This window comes from Pseudobacteroides sp., from assembly GCF_036567765.1.
Classification (GTDB): Bacteria; Bacillota; Clostridia; order Acetivibrionales; family DSM-2933; genus Pseudobacteroides.
The window spans coordinates 58,052-79,643 of the sequence record NZ_DATCTU010000071.1; the positions used below are offsets into that span (position 1 = coordinate 58,052).

The following is a 21,592-nucleotide window of genomic DNA, read 5'->3' on the forward strand; positions in this document are numbered from 1 at the left end:
GTCTAATGACCAATATTTAGCAATCCAGCTATATTTCCAATATCCATTGTATTAATAACATTCTCAGCTGCAAGCCATCCTTTTCTTGCTACATTTATGCCATACTCAATATCATTTATACCCTCTATGCTATGGGCATCCGGTGAGATAACAAACATGCAGCCTTCCTCAAGAGCACTCTTTAAGTATCTCCAGTCCATGTCAAGCCTGTGAGGGTTTGCGTTTATTTCAAGGATAACATTCTCTTGTGCTGCGATTTTAATAATCTCTTTCATGTCTATTTTGAAGGGTTCTCTTGAGAGAAGCAGCCTTCCGGTAGGGTGGCCAAGAATGTTGACATATTTGTTTTTCATGGCTTTTATTACCCTGTCGGTCATTTCCTGTTCATCCATACTGAAGGATGAATGTACCGAAGCAATTGTAAAATCAAACCAGGACAGCACTTCATCGTTATAATCCACGCTTCCGTCAGGAAGTATATCAAGCTCAATACCCTTAAGTATTTTAAAATTACCAGACTTCTCATTTAGTTTATCAATTTCTTCGTGCTGTCTCTTTATATCGTCTACTTTAAGCCCGCCCGCATAATAAGCTGTTTGGCTGTGGTCCGATATTCCGATATAACTGTAGCCCATTTGGATACAATATGTCACTAGGTCCGCAATGCTGCATGAGCCATCGCTGTAATTTGTATGAACATGAAAAATACCTCTAACGTCTTTTTGCTCAATGAGTTTAGGCAGCATTCCCGAAGAAGCAGCGGCAAACTCCCCGTTGTTTTCTCTTAGCTCGGGAGGAATAAATTCCATGCCGAAAACCCTGAAAATATCCTCTTCAGTGATGCACTCAATCAGTAAATTGTCTTTAAAAAGCCCATACTCGTTCATCTTTATACCCATTTGCTTTGCCAAATGCCTTAGGGCCGTATTATGCTCCTTGCTTCCTGTAAAATGGTGGAGTGCATATGGATATTCCTTATCTGTCACAACTCTCAAGTCGGCACTTATGCCTTCCCTTAATATGACACTGGACTTGGTGTCACCCTTTGAGGTTATAGTTTCAACAAGAGGATGTTTTGTGAATATATCCATTATCTCCGAGCTTTTACTGCAGCTGACCAGAATATCTATATCCTTTATTACCTCCTTCTTTCTTCTGAGGCTTCCGCATTCGCTGCAGCGTACAACATGAATGCTTTCTTTTAATGGCTTCAGTAGCTCTGAAGCAAGCCTGTATGCATGGGGATATAAGAATTTGCCGGCGTATTTATTGAGGTTTTCGATGCCTTCAAGTATTTTCTGCTGTGTTTTCTCCCCGAATCCTGTAAGCTTTGTTAGTCTGTTTTCCAAGCATGCATACTTAAGCTCACCAATAGTAGTTATACCGAGCTTCTCATAAACGGCACGCACTTTTTTAGGACCAAGACCTGGAATTTTGAGCATATCAATCAGCCCATGAGGTATTGACTCTTTAAGTTCTTCATAGTACGCCAGCCTGCCTGTTGTCACAAGCTCTCGGATTTTTTGGGTTAAAGCGGTGCCAAAGCCTTTTACCTCCTTAAGCCGGTCTTCATTTACAAGAAGTTCAATATCCTCATCCATAAGCTCAATTGCTCTTGATGCTTCGTAATATGCCTTTGATTTAAAAAAGCTTTCACCTTTGATTTCAAGTAATACACCGATTTCATTTAAAACATCGATTATGTCATGCTTGTTCATACAGCTGCTGCCTCCTGCATAGTCTATATTTGGTGTTTATTTAAACTTTTATTGTTTGCACCGTATTTTTTCCATACGCCCTCTTTTGTAAAATGAGATGCTCGATTTTCGGCCTCGCCTACAATGCTGTCATCATAGCCAAGAAGCTTTAAAAGCTTTATGGCATTTCTGCTATAAGCCCTGCCTTCATAAAGTTTATAATCAAAAAGAACATCGTTTCCTTCAACTTTCTCCTGAAAGTGATAGTTTGTGAAATAGTTCTCAAGTATATGCGTAAGCTCAATATCATGGGTTGCAACAAAGCACAGGCTATTACTCATGGCCGTGTATCCGAGCACCTCGGTTGATGCAGCAATTCTTTCTATGGTATTGGTTCCCCTTAACACTTCATCCACTATGCATAGGCAAGGAAATTCATCATTAAAGCTGTCCAGTATTCTTTTAAGAGATTTTATCTCTGCTATGTAGTAGCTTTCGTTATTATCGAGGCTGTCCTTTAATGCCATGGATGTGTAAACTTTAAAGAAACTGCTGTTATACTTACGGCAAAGACATGTGTTTACTGTTTGAGCCATGATTGCGTTTATCGCAACAGTTTTTAAAAACGTGGATTTTCCGGAAGCATTGGAGCCTGTTATCAAAACGGGGTTGGATGAAGCAATGGAGTTTGGAACAGCATCCTTTATTAGCGGATGATAGACTTCAGTAATGTTTATAAAACTTTTTTCGCCTTTGCCGATACTGCTAAATTTGGGTATAAAGAAGTATGGAACGCTTTTTCTGTAAGAAAGTATGGAAATTGTGCTGTCCAACGTTCCCATAATTTTATACACACTAAGAAGATCCTCCTGGTATCGTGCTACCAGTCTGATTATTTTGGCATAATTTAGAACATCAACCAAAAGAGCAATTTTAATAGTTTCTCCAAAAGGATCGCTGCTGTTTTGAATTATGGAATAATTTAGCCTGCCAAGCTTTGAAACATTTTTTAGTGCTGATCTCAACTTGCCCTCGTAACCGCATAGTTCACCTAAGTGAGATACTTTTATTGCACAATTTACAAGTGAAATAATTCTGCTTATTGATTCAAGCTCCATTGAAAGCTCGTTTTTTGCCAGAGAGTAAACTATTATGTTTGTTACAAAAGATAATGCCAGTAGAGTAACACCTACTTTGAAGTTAAATATAAGAATTGGAACAGAAACTAAGGGTATCAATGAAAGTACCCGGTAAATTTTAAACTTCAAGGGATTATATTTAACTTCATTAAAGAGATAATGGGAAAGATTTATTTGCCTGTTTTTACCTATGCGAGAAAGTAAAAACTGAATTTTCTCCCTTGTAGAGTTGTTTTTATCAAAAAACTCCATAAGCTTTTCCTTATCTTCAAGATGGCTTTCATGAAAATCAGGGGTTCTTAATAAATTGTACAAAATCTCTTCCCCAGGAGATGAGCGTGTATTGTTTATGCGTTTAAATACTTTATCCATATCAAGGTCGTTCCAGGTTATGTTGTCTATAATAAAGCAGTCTTTTTGGGATTTTGAAGTATTTTTGTAGAAACTGGCAATGGACTCCATATCCCCAGGCTCATATTTTTCTTCAGGGACTTGTCCCCATGAACTTTTTATATGATTTCTAATCGTAGTATTATTTCGTAGCCTGCTTGAAATAGATGCTCCAATCAGAAAGGCAAGGATACCCAGTATTATCAAGGCAGTTGAAATATCTATAGGCATAGGGATATCTCCTTTCTACGTATAGTAATAAGACAAAAGTTGGTGATTATTTCTAAATATTATATTATTATATCACTTTTGTTGCAACAAAAATCGTAGAACAGAATCATGAAATGATTTTGCAATCTTGGTCGCTGCCATGAGAAATCTGGGCATTAAAAAAGCGTATGCACAAAAGAGAAAAGTGCATACGCCAAGTTATGAAATACTATAGGGGGAGTCCTATAGTTGGGTAGCTTGAAGTAGTAGCATTAAAGTGTTTTGCAAAAATCATTACATCCGACATATTGATGGATGAATCAGAGTTCAAATCTGCTTCCGGTGAGTATGCTGCATCGCCTTTAACTGCGTTGAAGTACTTGGCCAGTAAAATTATATCGGACATATTAATTGCACCATCCTGGCTTCCCATGTCACCTGCCCACATGAGAACAGGCGATGCTGCAGTGCCGAGGACTTTACTGCCATTTATTACAATATTGTTTACTTCTCTGGCAAGATAACTTGGCTTGCTTATCTTAACATTGAAGGATGCAACCTTCTCAGTTATACCGGATATTTCAAAATAACCGTCCTGATCAGTAATGGCTGAACGGCCAAGGCCAACAAGCTCAACCTTGAAACCGGCTTTGACTGTCTTGCCTGCTTCAGCACTATATGTGAAATCAGGTGCTATGTAGCCTGAAAGTTTGTTGCCTTGCACAGGACCTGTAGGAGTAGGTGTTGCCGGTGTAGGTGATACTACAGTGCCATTTGGCTCGCCGTAAACAATACCTCTGCCGTTTGTTGCAACAAAAACACGTCCATAAACTCTTAGATCTCCTGTAATTGAGTAGTTTATGGAGCCATACTGGTGCTGATCGTCATTCACTCTTACCCAACTTTTTGCTGTGTCATCAGAACGGTAGACAGCATACAGGCCATCTGTTTCGCCGCATATATAAATAGCATGATAATCTTCTCCTGCTTTGGCTTTACCAAATCCGACCACATCACATCTAGTAATTCCATTAACCTTATTTATTGTTTTACCGCCATCGGTTGTATATGAAAGACCTGTTGAAGAACCTGGAATCCATACATGGCCTTCTTTGCCAGGCACAGCTTTAATTTTAGCTGAATCAGCTTCCAAGCCGGTCTTTACAGACTTAAATGTTTGACCGCCGTCCTCACTTGTATAGAAAGTATTTTTTGCATATGCATAGAACACTTTTGGATTAACCCTATCTGAACAAATATTTGCACCGGCAGGAAGTGTACTTACAGATTTCCATCCGCCGTTTACATAGCATATAACTCCCTGACTTGTGCTTGGTGACCAAACAAAGGTTGAACCATCTGCAGATACTGCAACAGTACCGCCCTGAACAATGTCATCTGCATTGGTTGAAGGGAATGTATAGCTTACATTTGGTTGAACTTCCGACCAGGTTGCACCGCCATCCTTTGAAATACCAACGCTTTTTTTAATCATTTCGTATTGTTCTTTATCGGCATTACCCACTCTTACTATGGTCTTTGGATTGAGTTCTGCATAATCCAGACCAGTAGTGCTCGTAAATGTAGGTGTCGTCATCATCATTTTAGGACCTACAGTCAAATCGTTATGTACAAACCCACAAATATCACCAACACCGCTTATTAGTTCTACGCCGTTAATTGGAGGGCATATTAGGCTTAAGACTGCAGTTTCTTCAACTCCCATACCCATAACTTCGATATTTACGAATTTACCGTTATCCCAGTCAGTCAAATTTTTTGTGCCATAAATGGTAGCACCTGTGCCATACATCATTTCATTGGAATCAAAAGGATTAATTGCAACGGCACTCATCATCCAGCCAAGTTTTGGTGCAGGACTATCCATTATATCACTGCCGGTTACCAAACCACCGGCTGCTGCATTAATCTTTTTTCCAAATGTTAGCCAGGGAGCTTTTGAGATATCCATGGTGTATTTCATATTTCTTGATGGCCATGAATCGCCCATTTTCCATATTGGATCCCATGTTTTTCCCGCATCCCTTGAGCGGAATAAATAGTTATCCGGCCACCATGACTGAAGCGATGAAATTACAAGTGTATCCGGGTTCTGTGCATCAACACTTAAACCTGAATAACCATACCAGTTTTCATATTTTGGAGAGCCATCCCAGTTATAGTCTGAAGGAGGAGTTATGTCTGTCCATATACCTGTATTAGTATCATATTTATAAACTGCACCATCATCAGCCTGATAAGGTCCTCCTCTGTCACAATATGTAACATATAAAATTCCCTTGCTGCTTATAACTCCATGATGAGGTATACCAATTTTTAAGGCTTTACTATTATGCTGTTTAAAAGTACTTTCTGTGGGCTGACCGGGAACCGGACTCCATGTTGCACCTGCGTCATGGCTAACGTAGAGGGGATTCTTCTTATCGGCAACACCAACATAAATGTCCTTTGTAGGTGAACCCTTGGTACCTTTGGCTGAATCAAAGGTTACAAAACACAATCCCAGGTTATCGGCTGAATATTCGAAATTCGGATCTTCAACATAATTTCCAACGTTTGTGAAACTGCTGACCCTTGCCCATGTCTTACCATAATCTGTACTTTTCCATAAACCTTTTCCGCTTCTTGCTGCAAAATACAATATATTATTACTGTTAGGGTCAACCATTAAACGCTCTCCAACAGAACGTCCCGGCATATTTCCACCCATTTTGAAAGGCATCTCTGTTCTTTCCCATGTTTTACCATAATCATTAGAGCGAAGAATATATCCGTTCATTGATGTCCAACTGTTTGTATATGTACCGGCAGCAATATAAACCCTCTTAGTGTCAACAGGGTCTGTAGCTATACTTTCAACCCCTAAAAGGTTCCATTCATCCGGTGATACCCAGTCAGTAATGGGCTCCCACTCTAATGTGGTCTTATTTCTTATATATGCTCCTCCCATGTCGGTACGGGCATAAACAAGACCTTTCTCAGTGGGATTATAAACAATTCCGCATACATAGCCGCCGCCGCCGCCAATCTTTACATTATTCCATTTGTAAGGCTGGCTTACGACTGCTGCTGTCTTTATTGCCGGAAAGGCAGCACAAACAACAGTTAGTGCAAGCAATAATGAAAACAGCTTTTTGAAACTCATTCTCTTTGTACATTCCATTTTGGATACCTCCTAATTTTAAATTATATATATATTAAAAGTGATAAATCTATCACATTTGTCTGTCGCAAATCCCGTTGAACCGTTAGTTATTTGCTCCGCCAAATGTAAGATTATTAACACTTTTAATATGGTAAATTGTTAATACGGCTCCTTACCCCATACGAGAGTATCTGATATGTAAGCGGTAATACTATCCCACACTTCAAAAATATTGTGTTCCCCCTCAAAGGAGTAATCATTTTCCTGATCAAAATATCCCCAGTCATCTTTAGTAATTGATCCAAACGCATAAACCTCTTTTCCTGGAAGGAGGGTCCCTGAATCAAAAGTTAATTCCAGGTAATGCTCAGTTCCTTCTTTGGCGGGTTTACTGACAAACTTTCCATGAACAAGGCTTTCTTCTCCGTGGCTGTAGAAATAGGAGGAATATATGGGATTTGAATTACCTTCTTTTGTGAAATAGTATCTTACTTTTAAGTTTTTAAGGTCTATTTCACCAGAACCTGTATTGGTGATTTTAATATCTAAACTGATCCCCTGAGTGCGTTTGAGCTTGTCTCTGTTATAAAATTCAAGCTTTAGTCTGTTTGTACCGTCCTTTGAAGTATTATCTTTTGTAGGGCTTATTTTTGAAGGAGCAGGACTCACACCAGTATTCTGACTCTTTGTAGGCGTTGGTGCAGCTTTGTTTTGCAATTCGGTATCCTTTAAAATAGGTGTATTTGTATGTAAAGAATTAGTTTCTTTTTGTGCAGGTGGTGAAGCCTTTAAATCAGAAGCAGGCGTGACTGCAGCTACGGGCTTGGCTGTTGCTGTCTTATTGGTAGGCTGAGCCGAGCTTTTTATGTTTTCATTATTTGTGCTATTGGCAGAACTGTTATTGCCGGTTTTCACCAAACCTGCCAATTGTGCCAAACGGTACACAGGCATATCTTTTAAGCTGTCTTTATTTAATGGGCTGCCGTTTTCCCTTGCTTTCAAATATAAATAATATTTTCCCATAGACATTTTATTTTCTGAAGATGCTTTTTTATCTTTAGGGGTAAGGCTGAGAACTTGACTTATTATCTTCAGTTTGCGGCTTTTGGCAATGCTGTTAACTTTTTTGCTGGAATCAGATAAAATTGAATCTACAACCTTTTTGTCTTCATTGTTGTTTAATGCTGCAGAAAACAGCACGAAATTATCGGCTTTTTTATTTATTATGCTTTCAGTTATGAGCTTTTCCACATATTCCCCCAAAGCTTCATTTAATGGCTTTCCGCAAAGGTCCAGTTCATTAATCAATTTAGAGGAGTCACTGTTATGAGTAACTATGTTGATAACCTCAAGGTCCTTATCAAACTCAAATCCGGTGCTGGGATTGACATCTATATCTATATACCCATAAGCCTCGGCTCCAAAAGGACTTATTAGCTTAAACAAAACCAAGACTGTAATAAGTACTGCTGCTGCAGCGGATAAAAAAGGAAAAAGTTTGGGAAACCTTGCAGTGCTACGAGGCAAGACATCTGAAAGCCTGTATTTTACTGTATGGCCAATTTTCATATCATTTCTTCGGTGAAGGAAAACAAACTGACCCTTTGAGTCAAGGACAATTACATCATAATCAAATATTTCATAAACAATCCCTATATCATAGCTTTCAGTATCTGCACTATCTATTGGATTTTCAGTATTATATCCAATGGTGCCGCTGTGTTTCATGAGCTTATCCCCTCCTCTGCATACTTGAATATTCTATTGGATATTTCAAGATTACTTTTTAATATTATTGAAACAGCTATTATGTACTTTCTGTTGTTTTCAATCGTTCTTCTGTGAACGCTTACTTTTTTTAGCAGTTCGTTTCTGGGTATCGTCTTGTTTTTTTTAAGCTTCTCAAAAAGCTGAGCGTCATCGGCAAGTATTCTTGCTATTTTTATACAAAGCCTGCGGGAGTCATCATGCTTTGGAGAATTGACAGCAAGGTCCGAGATGGTGATGCCGTATTTAAAAAGTTCATTTTTAAGTGCATCAATTTCTTCAGCTACTTCGATATTTTCATAATTGTAATGGGAGTCGGAGGTCAGATATTTTTCTTCAAATACATCATATTCGTCAATGCTGGAGAAAGGATAAACTGTACTACCTTTTTTATTTTTACGTAAATGATCAATAATACGACTTTTTATTACCTGTTCTGAAAACATGAAAAAGTTGGATCCTTTATTAAGATCGAACTTATTTATAGATTCGTTAAAAGCTTCCATGCCGATACTAAATTCATCATGGTTGTCTTCACTTACAAATTTTCCGGTAACCTTTGATACAACCCTGAATATAAACGGCTTGTGCTCAACTATGAAGCCTTCCCTTAAAATACTATCTCCTTTTTTTATTTTAACAAGTTTATTGAGCAAGGAGTTGTCTTGAGAATCTCCAGTTTTCTCAACTTTTCTATTTAAATTGAATATACTTGAGATAGCCAAGCAAAATCAAACTCCCTTCCTGATACAATATTACGAAGTATTGTGTATCTTTAATGTGGCTGATTTATATTAAAAGATATAAAAATATATTAGAAATCAAGCTGGTGATATGAGGGTAATGCTTTTAAGAAAATTGCAGTATACAAATGCAGTCAGATAAATGGAAATGAGGAATGTTCTGATATTACAAAAAATATCAGAACATTGACTCCAGTATACTCATAAATTCATCTTGAGAAATGTAATTAGTTTGCTTGTACATGCTTCCGTTTTTGTAGAAACGGACATAAGGGATGTTGTAATTCTTCCATCGTGTCTCTTTGAAATTTTTAAACTCATAAAAATAGTCGGTTTTATTATAGATAAGTTCGTATATATCTATATTTTTATCCGTTTGAATTGAGTAAACCCAGCTTTTCATATCTATCCACTGGGGACACCAGTCTTGGGTCATAATTACAACAACAATATTCTGAGAACTGATAACATCTCTACCGAATTCGCCGTTTTTTATTGCACTTAATGACTGTTCCTTTGTAATACTTGTGCTTCGAACCATATAGTACCTTCCCGATATATTATTTTTATTACTTATAATGTATTAATGAGGTATTTTAAATGTCAAGGAGTATTATATGACAATTTTAATTATTAATTCTATTTTACTCTTTAATATAACAATAATCAACAAAAAGCAACACATTATGATTGATCTCTTTTTGTATTACATTAATATAATAATTGTTAATAGTTTCTTTTCAAAATATGTAAAAAAGTTTATAATTATTTAGCTACATTAAAAGTGCTAATAATCTTACATTTGTCGGAGCAAATAACGAACGGCTCAACGGGATTTGCGACAGACAAATGTAATAGATTTATCACTTTTAATTTATATAATATTTGCAAGGGAGAAATGTAATGAGGGTTATTTTTAATATAGCGAGAATAGGCAGATGGTTGACTGACTTTACATTAAAAGAAATATTTTTTTTATATACTTTTTTAGCTATTGCATTTAAGTCAACAGTATTTTTGGGTTACGTGAAGGGGCCGGACCATTGGAAATTTAATATAATAGAAGGATTTTTCAGCATATATTTTCCGCTTTACTTTGTGTTTTTCATACTGGCTATTTTGGTGGGGTGTTTTTTATTTAGAGGAATTGGAAGGATTATATATCTTTTTATGACGAATCTTGCAGTCACAATACTTTTTGTGGTAGATGTGCTGTATTTCAGAGCTTTTGATAAGTTTGTCACTCCCCACCTCCTAAAGGAGATAACTAATCTTGATAACCTGTCTGGCTCCATTATTTCATTCTTTAGTGTATGGGATTTAATTTTAATAATGGATATTCCTATTATGTTACTTGGCATTTTATGGTTTAGGAAAAGGCTATCCGGTTTTAGGATTAGGCCGGGTATCTTTGCAGTAATGTTCTTAATATCAGTGGGCTACTTGGTTCATATTCCTTTTAAAGTCAATGTTTTGGGAATTAAAGACAGGAACGCATTTATTTTCGATGTGACCTGGAGACCGGATATTACATTTAAGAGGTTATCGCCAATCGGATATCATATAAATGACCTCATTGTGTATTATAATGATTGCAAAACAGTTAAATTGAGCACAAAGCAGATAAGGGAAATTAAAGACTGGTTCAAGGAGAAGAATGAAAACCTCCCGGATAACAAATATGCTGCAATGTTTAAAGGCAAAAATCTCATATATATCCAGGTTGAGTCATTGGAGAACTTTGTTTTGGGAAGGGAAGTATACGGCCAGGAGATTACTCCCAATCTCAACAGAATAATTAAAAATAGCATATTTTTTACTCATATAGAGGAGCAGGTAAACATGGGGACCAGTTCTGATGCCGACTTTATGGTAAATACATCAGTGTATCCTGTCAGGAGGGGCAGTACGTTTTTCAGATACCCAGGCAATACCTACAATTCAATGCCTGTTTTATTGGGCAAAGTGGGTTATTCAACCTTGGCAATACATCCGGATAAAGGAAGCTACTGGAATTGGATGAATGCCTTAAAGTCCATTGGATTTCAAAAATGCATAGATTCAACGGAGTTTGTACAGGATGATTTTATAGGGCTGGGCCTGAGCGACGAGTCTTTTTTAAAACAAGTTAAGCCTATAGTTTTAAAGCAGAAGCAGCCGTTTTATATATTTATGGTTACGCTGTCAAGCCACGCACCATTCAATCTTCCTAAAAAGTATGAGTCAATGTCTATTCCCGAGGATATTAACAAGACGAGGATAGGAGGGTATTTCCAATCAGTTCACTATGCCGACAGGCAAATAGGACACTTTTTATCAGAGTTGGATAGTGCAGGTGCACTGGAAAATACTGTAGTGGCTATAGGAGGGGATCACTGTGGGGTTCATAAGTTTTACAAAAACGATATAATCAATATGAAAAAGAAAGAGAGTTGGTGGTCGGAGAACTACAATTATATTCCTTTTATGGTATACAGCAAGGGATATAAGGGTGAAACTATAGGTATCAGGGGTGGACAAATTGATGTAATGCCTACCTTATTAAATCTTATGGGTGTTGGCAAAAAAGAGTATTTGAATTCTGCCATGGGCAGAAACCTCCTCAACACAAAAAAGAGTTTTGCTGTACTTGCAAACGGAAACAGGGTTGGAAACATAGATGCTGATGAAAAACAAAAGCGAGATGAAATAAAAGGGTTGGAAATAGCAGATACCATAATAAGAAGCAATTTTTTCAACACATATAAATAAGGATTCTATAGCAATACTAAAGTAGTACAAATTTGCAATAGAATCCTAAAGAATGTGAATTACTGCATAAGCAAGTTATTATTATTTACCGAATACCTTTTTGAAAAATGATGAGACCTTCATTTTGGAGCCTTTAAAGACTTCCATTAACTTGAATTTTACCTTAACAGGCACGTCTTCGGAAGTTGGCGATGTTACAATATCATACTCATCTTCAGATAGACAGCTTTTAAGCTTCTGCTTAACATCATCGGGAACAGTCCCATGGGTCGCATCTACGAAGCATAATGGGGGGAATAATACACACCACCAGTTTGCTCCTTCTCCTGTACCTATTACTATTCTTAATGCCTGATAATTACCAGCTGGCAAGGCAATATCACCATATGCTTTTGTAGGAAAGGGATAATTACCCAATGTAGATTTTACAGGGTAGTCTTTACCCCATCTCAAAACCTCTTCTTTTGCAAGAGCGGTTATTTTGTCCATGTCCCTTTTGAGAATGCTTTTTGCTTCATCAAGATTAGAATCCAGGGTTAGGTTTTCTTTCATATATTTTAATACAATATCTCGAACGCTTCTTTTAAGTGCCTGATCTTCTTCTGAATCACTATTTGCTATAACATGCAGACGAATAATATTATCTGACAGTTCCTTATTAAACTCATCGGAATATGAGTTGCATATCATAATAGAAATAAATATTAGAACTGCTAAAATACACGATGTTAATTTCATCGCTGGTCTGGATTTGGAGTTAAAGCCCATTTTTTTAATCATTGTAGAAATCCCCCTGAATAATATGTATATTTTTTGCAAAACCACTCTGTAATTTGTTTTCTGTAAGTACTGTATAAATAAGTATTGTCAAATTTAATAAAGTTTATACTTTATAGAAAAAAAGCTCAAAGTAGGTGGGAGATTGTGCGTTTGCTGGTATTTATCCATTTTGGAAATAAAACATGAACATATGTAAAAATAGCCAGCATGTCTATTTTTAATGTCTGGGAAATTATGGCGTATGCTACACCATAATTTCTCACGACAACAATCAAGGTTGCAAAATCGCAAGCGATTTTGTTCTCTAGACATACGGGCTATTCTTTATAAATTGAAAATAGCATTAAACTTATCTTTTATTCTGATTTTCAAGAGATGCTCTTATAAAGTCTTTAAATAAAGGATGAGGCCTGTTTGGTCTGGATTTAAACTCCGGATGGAACTGTACTCCCACATACCATATATGGTCGGTAATTTCAACGGTTTCTACCAGCTTTTCGCTTGGTGATACGCCTGAAATTGTAAGGCCTTTGCTAATCAGTGTTTCTCTGAATTCATTGTTAACCTCATACCTGTGCCTGTGCCTTTCGTATATAAGGCCTTCGTTGTATATATGATTCAGCTTTGAACCTTCCTTAATTTTACATGGATACAACCCAAGTCTCATTGTTCCGCCCAGCTCATCAATATCCCTTTGATCAGGCATAAGATCAATTACAGGATATGGAGTTGAATTGTCAAATTCAGAGCTATGTGCTTCTCCCATTCCTGCAACATTTCTTGCAAATTCCACAACAGCCATCTGCATACCCAAGCATATTCCAAAGTAAGGTACATTATTTGTACGGCAGTATTTTGCTGCTAAAATCTTACCCTCAATTCCTCTATCTCCAAATCCGCCTGGAACCAATACACCATCAACATCTCCAAGATTTTCAAGCAAGTTGTTTTCGTCCAGATGCTCCGAGTTCACCCATTTGACCTTAACATCAGAGCTGTTGGCTATTCCACCGTGTTTTAGAGATTCTACAACACTTATATATGCATCGTGAAGTTCTACGTATTTACCAACTAGAGCAATAGTTACACACTTGTCCAAATTTTTCTGTTTGTTAACAAGTTCCTGCCACTCAGAAAGGTCAGGGCCTTTGCATTGGAGATTAAGTCTTTTACATGCAATATCTGCCAAACCTTCAGCTTCAAGCATAAGGGGTACTTCGTACAATACTTCTGCATCTAAGTTCTGAATTACCGAGTCGCCCGGTATGTTGCAGAATAGACCGATTTTATCTCGTAGTTCTTTTGAAAGGTTATTTTCTGTTCTACAGACAATAACATCAGGCTGTATGCCTATGCTTCTCAATTCCTTGACACTGTGCTGTGTAGGCTTGGTCTTTGGCTCTCTTGAATTGCTGAGATACGGAACAAGGGTAACATGAATATACATGACATTTTCACGCCCCACATCAGTCGATACTTGCCTGATAGCTTCTAAGAAAGGCAGGCTTTCAATATCTCCCACAGTTCCGCCAATTTCTGTAATAACAATATCGGTGCGGTCGGACTTCCCAACTCTATAAATCCTGTCCTTAATTTCGTTAGTAATATGCGGTATTACCTGAACAGTACCGCCAAGGAAATCTCCTTTTCTTTCTTTGCTTATGATTGACCAATAGATCTTACCTGTTGTAACGTTGTTGTTTTTGCTTAGGTTTTCGTCTATAAATCTTTCATAGTGACCCAGGTCTAAATCTGTCTCTGCACCATCATCAGTCACAAAAACTTCTCCATGCTGATATGGACTCATAGTACCCGGGTCTACGTTTAAATAGGGGTCAAATTTTTGAATAGTAACATGCAAGCCTCTTGCTTTTAAGAGCCTTCCTAAAGATGCGGCAGTTATTCCCTTCCCTAAACCTGATACAACGCCGCCAGTAACAAATACATACTTCACAGACATGATTAAAATCCTCCTAAAATGGTCCGATCCTACCTTTAAATATATATCATAAAGAATAAATCTGAATAACAGCAAAAAAAACACACTCTTTATTTTATATTTGTGCTTTTCCAGTGTCAATAGAAATATATTATTATAAATTGGGTTTTGCAAATATCATCCTACCTGCTGAGGTTTGCAAGTTGCTTGTAACAACAATGTTTATTGTTTTTCCGATAAAGCTTTTGCCATTTTCAACTACAATCATGGTTCCATCTTCTAGATAGCCTAATCCCTGGCCTGGCTCCTTGCCGTCCTTCACCAACTGAATGGTCATTTCATCTCCAGGCAACGCAACCGGCTTAACAGCGTTGGACAAATCATTGATATTGATCACCTTAACGCCATGGACTCCTGCTACCTTATTAAGATTCATATCAATTGTAATAACAGAGCTGTTTGTTTTTTTGGCGACTTTTAGCAGCTTGTCATCAACCTGGTTTCCCTCAATCCCTTCAAACTCTTCCACACTTACAATCCCTTCAAATTCTTTTTGGAGTAAATTAAGTATGTCAAGGCCTCTTTTTCCTTTGGCCCTTTTTAATGAGTCCTGGGAGTCAGCGATGAGACGCAGCTCTTCCAGCACAAAATCAGGTATAACCATTTTGCCATCTATGCATCCTGTCCGGACTATATCAAGTATGCGTCCGTCTATTATTGTGCAGGTGTCAAGAAGCTTTTGGCCGGATAAACTGCTGCTTGCAGTTTTTTTAAACTTTGCTGCATCAAGCAGGCTATCATTTCTTTTTCCTACGGCAATTCCTATAGCGAAAAAAATGCAGGCGAAAAAAACGTTGGCAAACAAAGCTAATGGTAAACCGATTATATCAATATTTTTTATCGGTATTACAATCAGATTTGCAATTATAAGGCCAATTATTGCTCCTATCGAACTTATTGTCAGTTCATACAAGCTTAAGTTTTGAACAATCTGTTCGGTTTTGTCAAACGCAGCTGTAACCAATTCAATAGTCTTATCGCCTGCTAAATAAAACAAAGTTCCACAAAAAATAACAGACAGTATAAATATGGTTACCTGAAACATGTAGCTTGTTTGAGTATTAACTAAAGACAAAATGGTATTAATCAATGTAAAGCCGGTAATACCACCAACAACAGAGAATGAAATCTTTATAATCCTGTTAAGCACTATAGTTATCCCCCAAATTAGTCATAAGGCGGTCTATGATGTTATTGTTTCACTAAGGGCGAAACAATTAAAATTTGAGATACTTGTTCATTATTTTTTCAATTTCAAATGGTTCTATATTTTTTGCCAGAACAAGTTCACTGACTAAAATTTGCTTAGCACTGTTTAACATTTTGCGCTCACCTGTTGATAATCCCTTATCTCTGTCTCTTTGAATCAATGATCGAACAACACAGGCGATTTCAAAAATATCACCGCTTTTAATTTTAGTCATGTTTTCCCTGTACCGTTTATTCCAATTGTTGTTTGAAGATTGCTCCATTTCACCTAAGGTGGCTAATACTTTGTCTGCGTCCTGGTTGCTGATAACTTGTCTAATTCCTATATCCGTTACATTGCTAGTGGGTATCATAACCTTCATTTCACCGACGGGTATTTTTACCACGTAATAACTTTTTTTCTGGCCCAGAATCTCTTTTTCTTCGATAGATTCTATAACTCCGGCACCATGCATCGGATAAACGATCTTATCTCCTATATTATACATATGTACGCCTCCATAACAAATAAAGCAAAGAAAAGAAAAATAATTTATCTTTATATATAAATGAATGAAAAGACTAATTTAATCTATATATTAATTATTTATATCTTATTCATAACTTGTCTTACAATTAAGAAAATAAAAGAAATAAAGCTTTAAACTCTTAATACCACCTCCCACTATAGAATTGTAATATAAACTTAATTTTATATTTTAAGTATACTATAAACACATTTGCATGTCAAAACAATCATTTTAACATTAGCTATTAATGTGTGTCAATAAAATATGGCTCTAATCTTATAATTTTTTAATGCCGATAAATATTAAATAGATAAATAATCAGAGGTGGCGTTGTTATGAAATTTGCAAGGAAGCTGCTGGCAATATTTTTGGTGATATTGATAACCATGGGATATTTACCGGAAAATCAAAAAACTGCATTTGCTGCACCCACTTTTTACTTAACAGCTTATGCATTTGAATCTGGGCAATTAACCCTCAGATGGCCTGCTTTGGCGGGTACTCAATCTGTCAGGGTGGTATTCCATAGACCTACAGAGCCTGTAACGGTTACAGAAATCAGAAAGGACCAGATTACAAATACCATTGATATTCCAGGTCTTTTGGATAATATAGTATATGATATAAAAATTGAGTTATATAATAATATAGGGTGTACAGGCTCAATAGTAGGAAGCGGCCTTTTATACTTTTGCCCAAATATAAGTTTTAGGGCCAAAGTTTTGGAGCAGACTAGAAAGCCTGTTTTGGGGGGCGGCTATGAAATAGGTGTTAGCCCAGCTCTAAATCTACAGTGGTCCATTCCAAAGGTTTGGATTGAGGCCAGCGATACATTTGAATATATTAACAAGCCGGATTCACTGGCACAGGTCCAGGCTAAAATTAATTCCTTTTATAGCGAAACAAGAGAGTTTTCAACTTTTAATTTCAGGATAAACATATCAACAGACTATAACAGCTTAAACAGCGGGTCTGCACAATCGGCAATATTGGTAAATCAGGTAATACCGAATGTACCCACTGATCCCATATCCTATACGGCCAATGTATCTGGAAGCAGTGCAACTGCTAGTGTAAATGATTTGAATCCAGAAGGAAGTGTTAATTTTGATTTGATCGGAAGGGCAAGCAGTTCATCAGGGCTGCCTGGTCCTGCAAATACTTACCAGCTGCCTGATGCAGATATATTACCTGGTACGGTATATTATATGAACATCAAGCCTATTGTCAAAAATTCATCCGGAGCAGCAGTCAATGCCATAACCGTAGGACCTGCAATTTCCCAGAATGGAAGCCGTTTGTTGGGTGCGACCCCTTATGTCTATTCTCCCCTGAGATTTCAGATATCAAGGGATGAAGCAAATAATGTTTATGTTAAAGTTTACAGGATAAATCAGGGCAGCCTCGATTTGCCAGCCCTAAAGTATGAGGTTCAAACAGGTGATGATCCTACTGTTGAAGGGGACTGGAAAGTTAGGAAGAGCCTCAATGACAGCTACTTTCCCAATGGGTCTGCCTATGCATTAACAGCTTTTACTGTAAGTAATGCCAACAACCTTATTTATTATAAGGTTGTTGTAAAGACTGATGCTTCCAACGACAGGCTGGAATCGCCCAAAATGCCTTATACCATAACTGAAGACAACTCAAGGCCGCCTGTACCTACAAATCTTACCATTGTGGACAGGACTGCAGTAGCTGGAGATATTATTGACCCTCAAACAAATGCTGTTATAAATATTAAATCAACAGATATTACCGTATCCTGGAATAAGCCTTCAAACTGGAACGAGGTTAAAAATTCTATTCCATATGATGAAAGCAAGGATTTATATTTTCACTTTCTTTTAAGTACAAGCCAGACTGACATTTCTGTCCTTCCATATCCCAAGCTAGAGTTTGATGGCAGGGTTTATGGAGAATTCCAGGTGAAATACAGGCTCATGAGGTATGTCAGTGCCAGATCACCCAATATAATTGAGGATGGAAACAGGCTTATATACAAGTTTAAGGGATTTGAACTTTTCAAGGGAGAGGATGCGGATGGGGTACCGGACAATGACATCCCCAATCCCGACAGTTATCCGGCACATCTTATACCCAACAAGGTATACTATTTGCAAATGTATACTTCAAATGGTGCATATAAAGGGTCTACGGACAAGGAATGGATTTCAGATCGATCAGTGCCCATAAGCTTCACAACTCTTACAATGGGCGGCAGGGAAGTGCCTATGCCCTTCAATCTGAGACTAACTAAAAATAACAGCGAAACCATACCTGGGCCCCCTGTGGAGATTTCAAACAACATTGAGCTTCAATTTGAAAAGGTGAGTATAAACTGGGCTGACTATACATCAAACCTGAGCGTTACCAAGGCTGTATACTATGACTTGTATGCCAGTAACAGTACTGGCAAGGATTCATTTATTATGATTGGGTCCACCGAGAATCCTATTGGGGATGTAAAATTCATAGGGACTGACGCTCAGAGTACATCTATTAAAGTAACACTCTATAAATTTAGTGAAGATACTTTGGCATACAGCGTCTTCGGTTCAAAGCTAAAGCCAAACACCACATACTATTATACCCTAAAGGCCAGGCTGGTTTTCGGGTCTTCTAAACAAGAGTCCATGTTTACGGCAATATTGCCTGTGACTACTGTAAATGGTAATTTGTCACCTCCTGACGAGTCGCTGAGAAATCCTATAGCTCCAGTGGATTTTTCCATTGCAAAGGACAATGTAGGTAACCTGATGGTTTCGGGATCGACTGTAGTATTTCAGTGGACCAATGCAGAGCCTGGTGTTAGGTATGAGATCATATGCACAACCAGCATGCTTCCTTCAGAGGCACCCTTGTCGCTGTATAGCGATGATATTTACTACAACAGCTTTAGAGCAGCCCTGGGGGATTTGTCCCTTGATCCGCACGAGTTGCCTCTTGCAGACAATTTTGAGTATGATGAGTTAAGTAAGAAATGTCAATATAGTATTGATCAGTGGATTTCACCCAACAAGCTTTATTATTTTAGCATAAGGGCTGAAAACACAACCAGCGGAAAAACCAGTGCATGGGTTTGTATACCTGTAACAACGCTTTTGGTTGAATCGCCGTCCAACCTTATACCTGTTACCGATTCTCAGATAGGCATATCTTGGGAGGATACAAGTCCAAGCACTACGCCGGATGACTTCAAAATATTTATAAAAGGACCGGATGATAAGGATTATAAGGCCCTAACACGATCAAGCTTTGTTGTTTCAAGAGAGGGTTATCGCTATTATGGAAGAGTTTTTAACTTAAAGTTTAACTCTGTATACAACGTAAGAGTTTATAAAGGAAGCACTGATCTCTCCCTTGTTCTTGAGAAAAATGGTATCCGTACTATGGATAAGGACCATCAGGTGGAAGTGAAATGGAAGGGTCGAAGCGGCTACAGCTATGAGCTTGCAATAAAGTCATCAGACGATGTAGATTATACGGTATTGGCTGATTCAGATCTTGAACAGTTTACAAATGCTGACTCTAATATACTTCCGTACTATTTGGAAAAATCTCCTGAGTTTGCAGGGACCAACTTTTATAACTTTTATGCCCGGATTAAAACAGTTGCTACGCTGCAGCATGATGGCACGGTTAAGCATGTTCCATTAAAATCAAACATGAAATACTACGTTAAGGTTAGGGCATACAAGGTTGACTCTCTTGATACTTCGGCGGTATCATATTCCAAATATGCCGGACCTACAGACATTAGAACAGAGTTTAACCAGAAAGATTATGACAAAACAGATCAGGATATCAAGAAGCAAGCTATCTTCTTGGACAAAATCGGAAAAATAGAGGAGAGCCTTCTTTGGAAGATGGCTGTCAACAGCAATATAAACAAGCTTCTGTTAAAAGATGAAAGGACCCAAAATGCATTTCAGAATAATGGAAGATACCCGTTTATGCTTGATATCACACCAACTGGTGCAAATATTGATACCGATATAATATACATACCTGCCGGCATTATAAAACTTATGAACACAGAAGACAGGAGCCTTGTTATTAAGACTTTGGGAACTGAGTTTACAATAAGACCAAGAACTCTAGATTTAAGCAGAACTGGAAAATCAAACAATTATGATTTTGAAAGTGAATTCTTTAAGATGACTATTACAAGAAGCACCAGCGGCATTGTTCTGCCAAAAGGGGCAGATCTTTCATCAAAGATTACTACAGTTGGATTTAAGGCCATTGATGCCAACAAAAACGCTCAGGAAGTGGAGCAACTTATTAAGGATAAGCTGTATAATAAGGACACAGGACTTGTTCAGGAAAGAATTAACCTTGTATTATCTTCGGACTCCGTTAAAATGACACCGGGAGAAATGGAGAAATATCTTACAGGTGAAACAGAGGACATGCTTAAGGCATTAGCTTTATATATAGAAAAAGCAGTGGAGGGCTCAAGCAGTACTCCGGGAATAATAAAAAACGAAACTCAAATAACAGTTCTTAATGAAGCCATGCCCATTAAGCTTTCATATAAGAGCTCAAAGGGAAAAGCCTACCCATATATTCTTGGAGCCGATGAAGCTGCATGGAAGAAGCTGACCGATAAAGCTTATACTGCAGCAGGTGACAGTGTTTCATTTACATCAGGAAGTACGGGAAAATACACGGTGATAACAGTTTCTAATACATCAGCTGATATACCGGAGAACGGCCTTTTGGCTGAAGATATAAAAAAGATTACAGCAAAATATGATTTGAGCTCTGTAATGGGTCCTAATGGATCTATGTATCCCGAAAGCACTTTATCGGTGAAAGATGCCGTAAGTCTCTATGAGCTTCTAATGGGCAAGGGCGGAGGTGCTGCGGGACTTGATACGAAACAGAAAATTGCTGCCTTGGGCCTCACAGACGTGTTTGGAAATTTAGGTACCATGAAAAGTATTGAAAAACAGGAGCTTGCAGCATTAGCAGGAAAACTTTATGCCTCAAAAATGGGGATTGATATCGGAAGTTTTGAACCATTAAAGAAGCCGCTTATAAATGATGAGGGGGCTATTTCCGCAAAACTTAAAAAGTATGTGCTGCTTTGCATGGATATCAAGGTTCTTTCAGTTGATGAAAAGAGCAATTTCAATCCAGGATCTATTGTTACAAGGGCTCAGGTGCTATCTTCACTAGCAAGAGTGCTGGAAATGACGGGAGATTTATAGAGGTGAGGTGGAA

12 protein-coding genes are annotated in these 21,592 nt (G+C 37.7%); 2 read left to right on the top strand and 10 right to left on the bottom strand.

Annotated elements, in window-relative coordinates; translation table 11 throughout:
* Positions 1-2: 2 nt before the first annotated feature.
* The 6 genes from polX to VIO64_RS10380 form a co-directional block, all read right to left on the bottom strand.
* Positions 3-1,718 (bottom strand): DNA polymerase/3'-5' exonuclease PolX, encoded by a 1,716-nt coding sequence (gene polX, locus VIO64_RS10355; protein ID WP_331917828.1) that lies wholly within the window; start codon positions 1,716-1,718, stop codon positions 3-5.
* A 23-nt stretch (positions 1,719-1,741) separates the two neighbouring features.
* Positions 1,742-3,457 (bottom strand): MutS-related protein, encoded by a 1,716-nt coding sequence (locus tag VIO64_RS10360; RefSeq protein ID WP_331917830.1) that lies wholly within the window; start codon positions 3,455-3,457, stop codon positions 1,742-1,744.
* Positions 3,458-3,665: 208 nt separating this feature from the next.
* A complete protein-coding gene (locus tag VIO64_RS10365) occupies positions 3,666-6,620 on the bottom strand; it encodes a dockerin type I domain-containing protein (protein ID WP_331917832.1) in 2,955 nt (984 codons plus the stop codon).
* 141 nt (positions 6,621-6,761) lie between these two features.
* Complete coding sequence (locus tag VIO64_RS10370) at positions 6,762-8,330, bottom strand: anti-sigma-I factor RsgI family protein (protein ID WP_331917834.1); 1,569 nt, start codon at positions 8,328-8,330, stop codon at positions 6,762-6,764.
* Entirely contained in the window at positions 8,327-9,094 is a 768-nt protein-coding gene (gene sigI / locus VIO64_RS10375; RefSeq protein ID WP_331917836.1) for an RNA polymerase sigma-I factor, read from the bottom strand. The genes VIO64_RS10370 and sigI overlap by 4 nt, the downstream gene beginning before the upstream one ends.
* Positions 9,095-9,290: 196 nt before the next feature.
* The gene (locus tag VIO64_RS10380) at positions 9,291-9,653 is read right to left on the bottom strand and encodes a hypothetical protein (RefSeq protein WP_331917838.1); all 363 of its coding nucleotides are present in this window, start codon (positions 9,651-9,653) and stop codon (positions 9,291-9,293) included.
* A gap of 362 nt (positions 9,654-10,015) precedes the next feature.
* On the opposite strand from VIO64_RS10380, the gene VIO64_RS10385 reads away from it, so the two are divergent.
* On the top strand, positions 10,016-11,863 hold the full coding sequence (locus VIO64_RS10385) for an LTA synthase family protein (protein WP_331917840.1): 1,848 nt from the start codon (positions 10,016-10,018) through the stop codon (positions 11,861-11,863).
* Positions 11,864-11,944: 81 nt separating this feature from the next.
* Here VIO64_RS10385 and spoIIR read toward each other — a convergent pair whose 3' ends face one another.
* The 4 genes from spoIIR to VIO64_RS10405 all read right to left on the bottom strand — a co-directional run bounded on the left by spoIIR (position 11,945) and on the right by VIO64_RS10405 (position 16,339).
* A complete protein-coding gene (gene spoIIR, locus VIO64_RS10390; protein ID WP_331917842.1) occupies positions 11,945-12,643 on the bottom strand; it encodes a stage II sporulation protein R in 699 nt (232 codons plus the stop codon).
* A 349-nt stretch (positions 12,644-12,992) separates the two neighbouring features.
* Positions 12,993-14,603: a CTP synthase gene (locus tag VIO64_RS10395; RefSeq protein WP_331917844.1), complete on the bottom strand. Its 1,611-nt coding sequence runs from the start codon at positions 14,601-14,603 to the stop codon at positions 12,993-12,995.
* 133 nt (positions 14,604-14,736) lie between these two features.
* Complete coding sequence (locus VIO64_RS10400; RefSeq protein ID WP_331917846.1) at positions 14,737-15,792, bottom strand: PIN/TRAM domain-containing protein; 1,056 nt, start codon at positions 15,790-15,792, stop codon at positions 14,737-14,739.
* Between the two features lie 67 nt (positions 15,793-15,859).
* Positions 15,860-16,339 (bottom strand): CarD family transcriptional regulator, encoded by a 480-nt coding sequence (locus VIO64_RS10405; RefSeq protein ID WP_331917848.1) that lies wholly within the window; start codon positions 16,337-16,339, stop codon positions 15,860-15,862.
* A 356-nt stretch (positions 16,340-16,695) separates the two neighbouring features.
* Here VIO64_RS10405 and VIO64_RS10410 point away from each other — a divergent pair, with 356 nt between their 5' ends.
* Entirely contained in the window at positions 16,696-21,579 is a 4,884-nt protein-coding gene (locus VIO64_RS10410) for a ferrous iron transporter A (protein WP_331917850.1), read from the top strand.
* Positions 21,580-21,592: the final 13 nt, after the last annotated feature.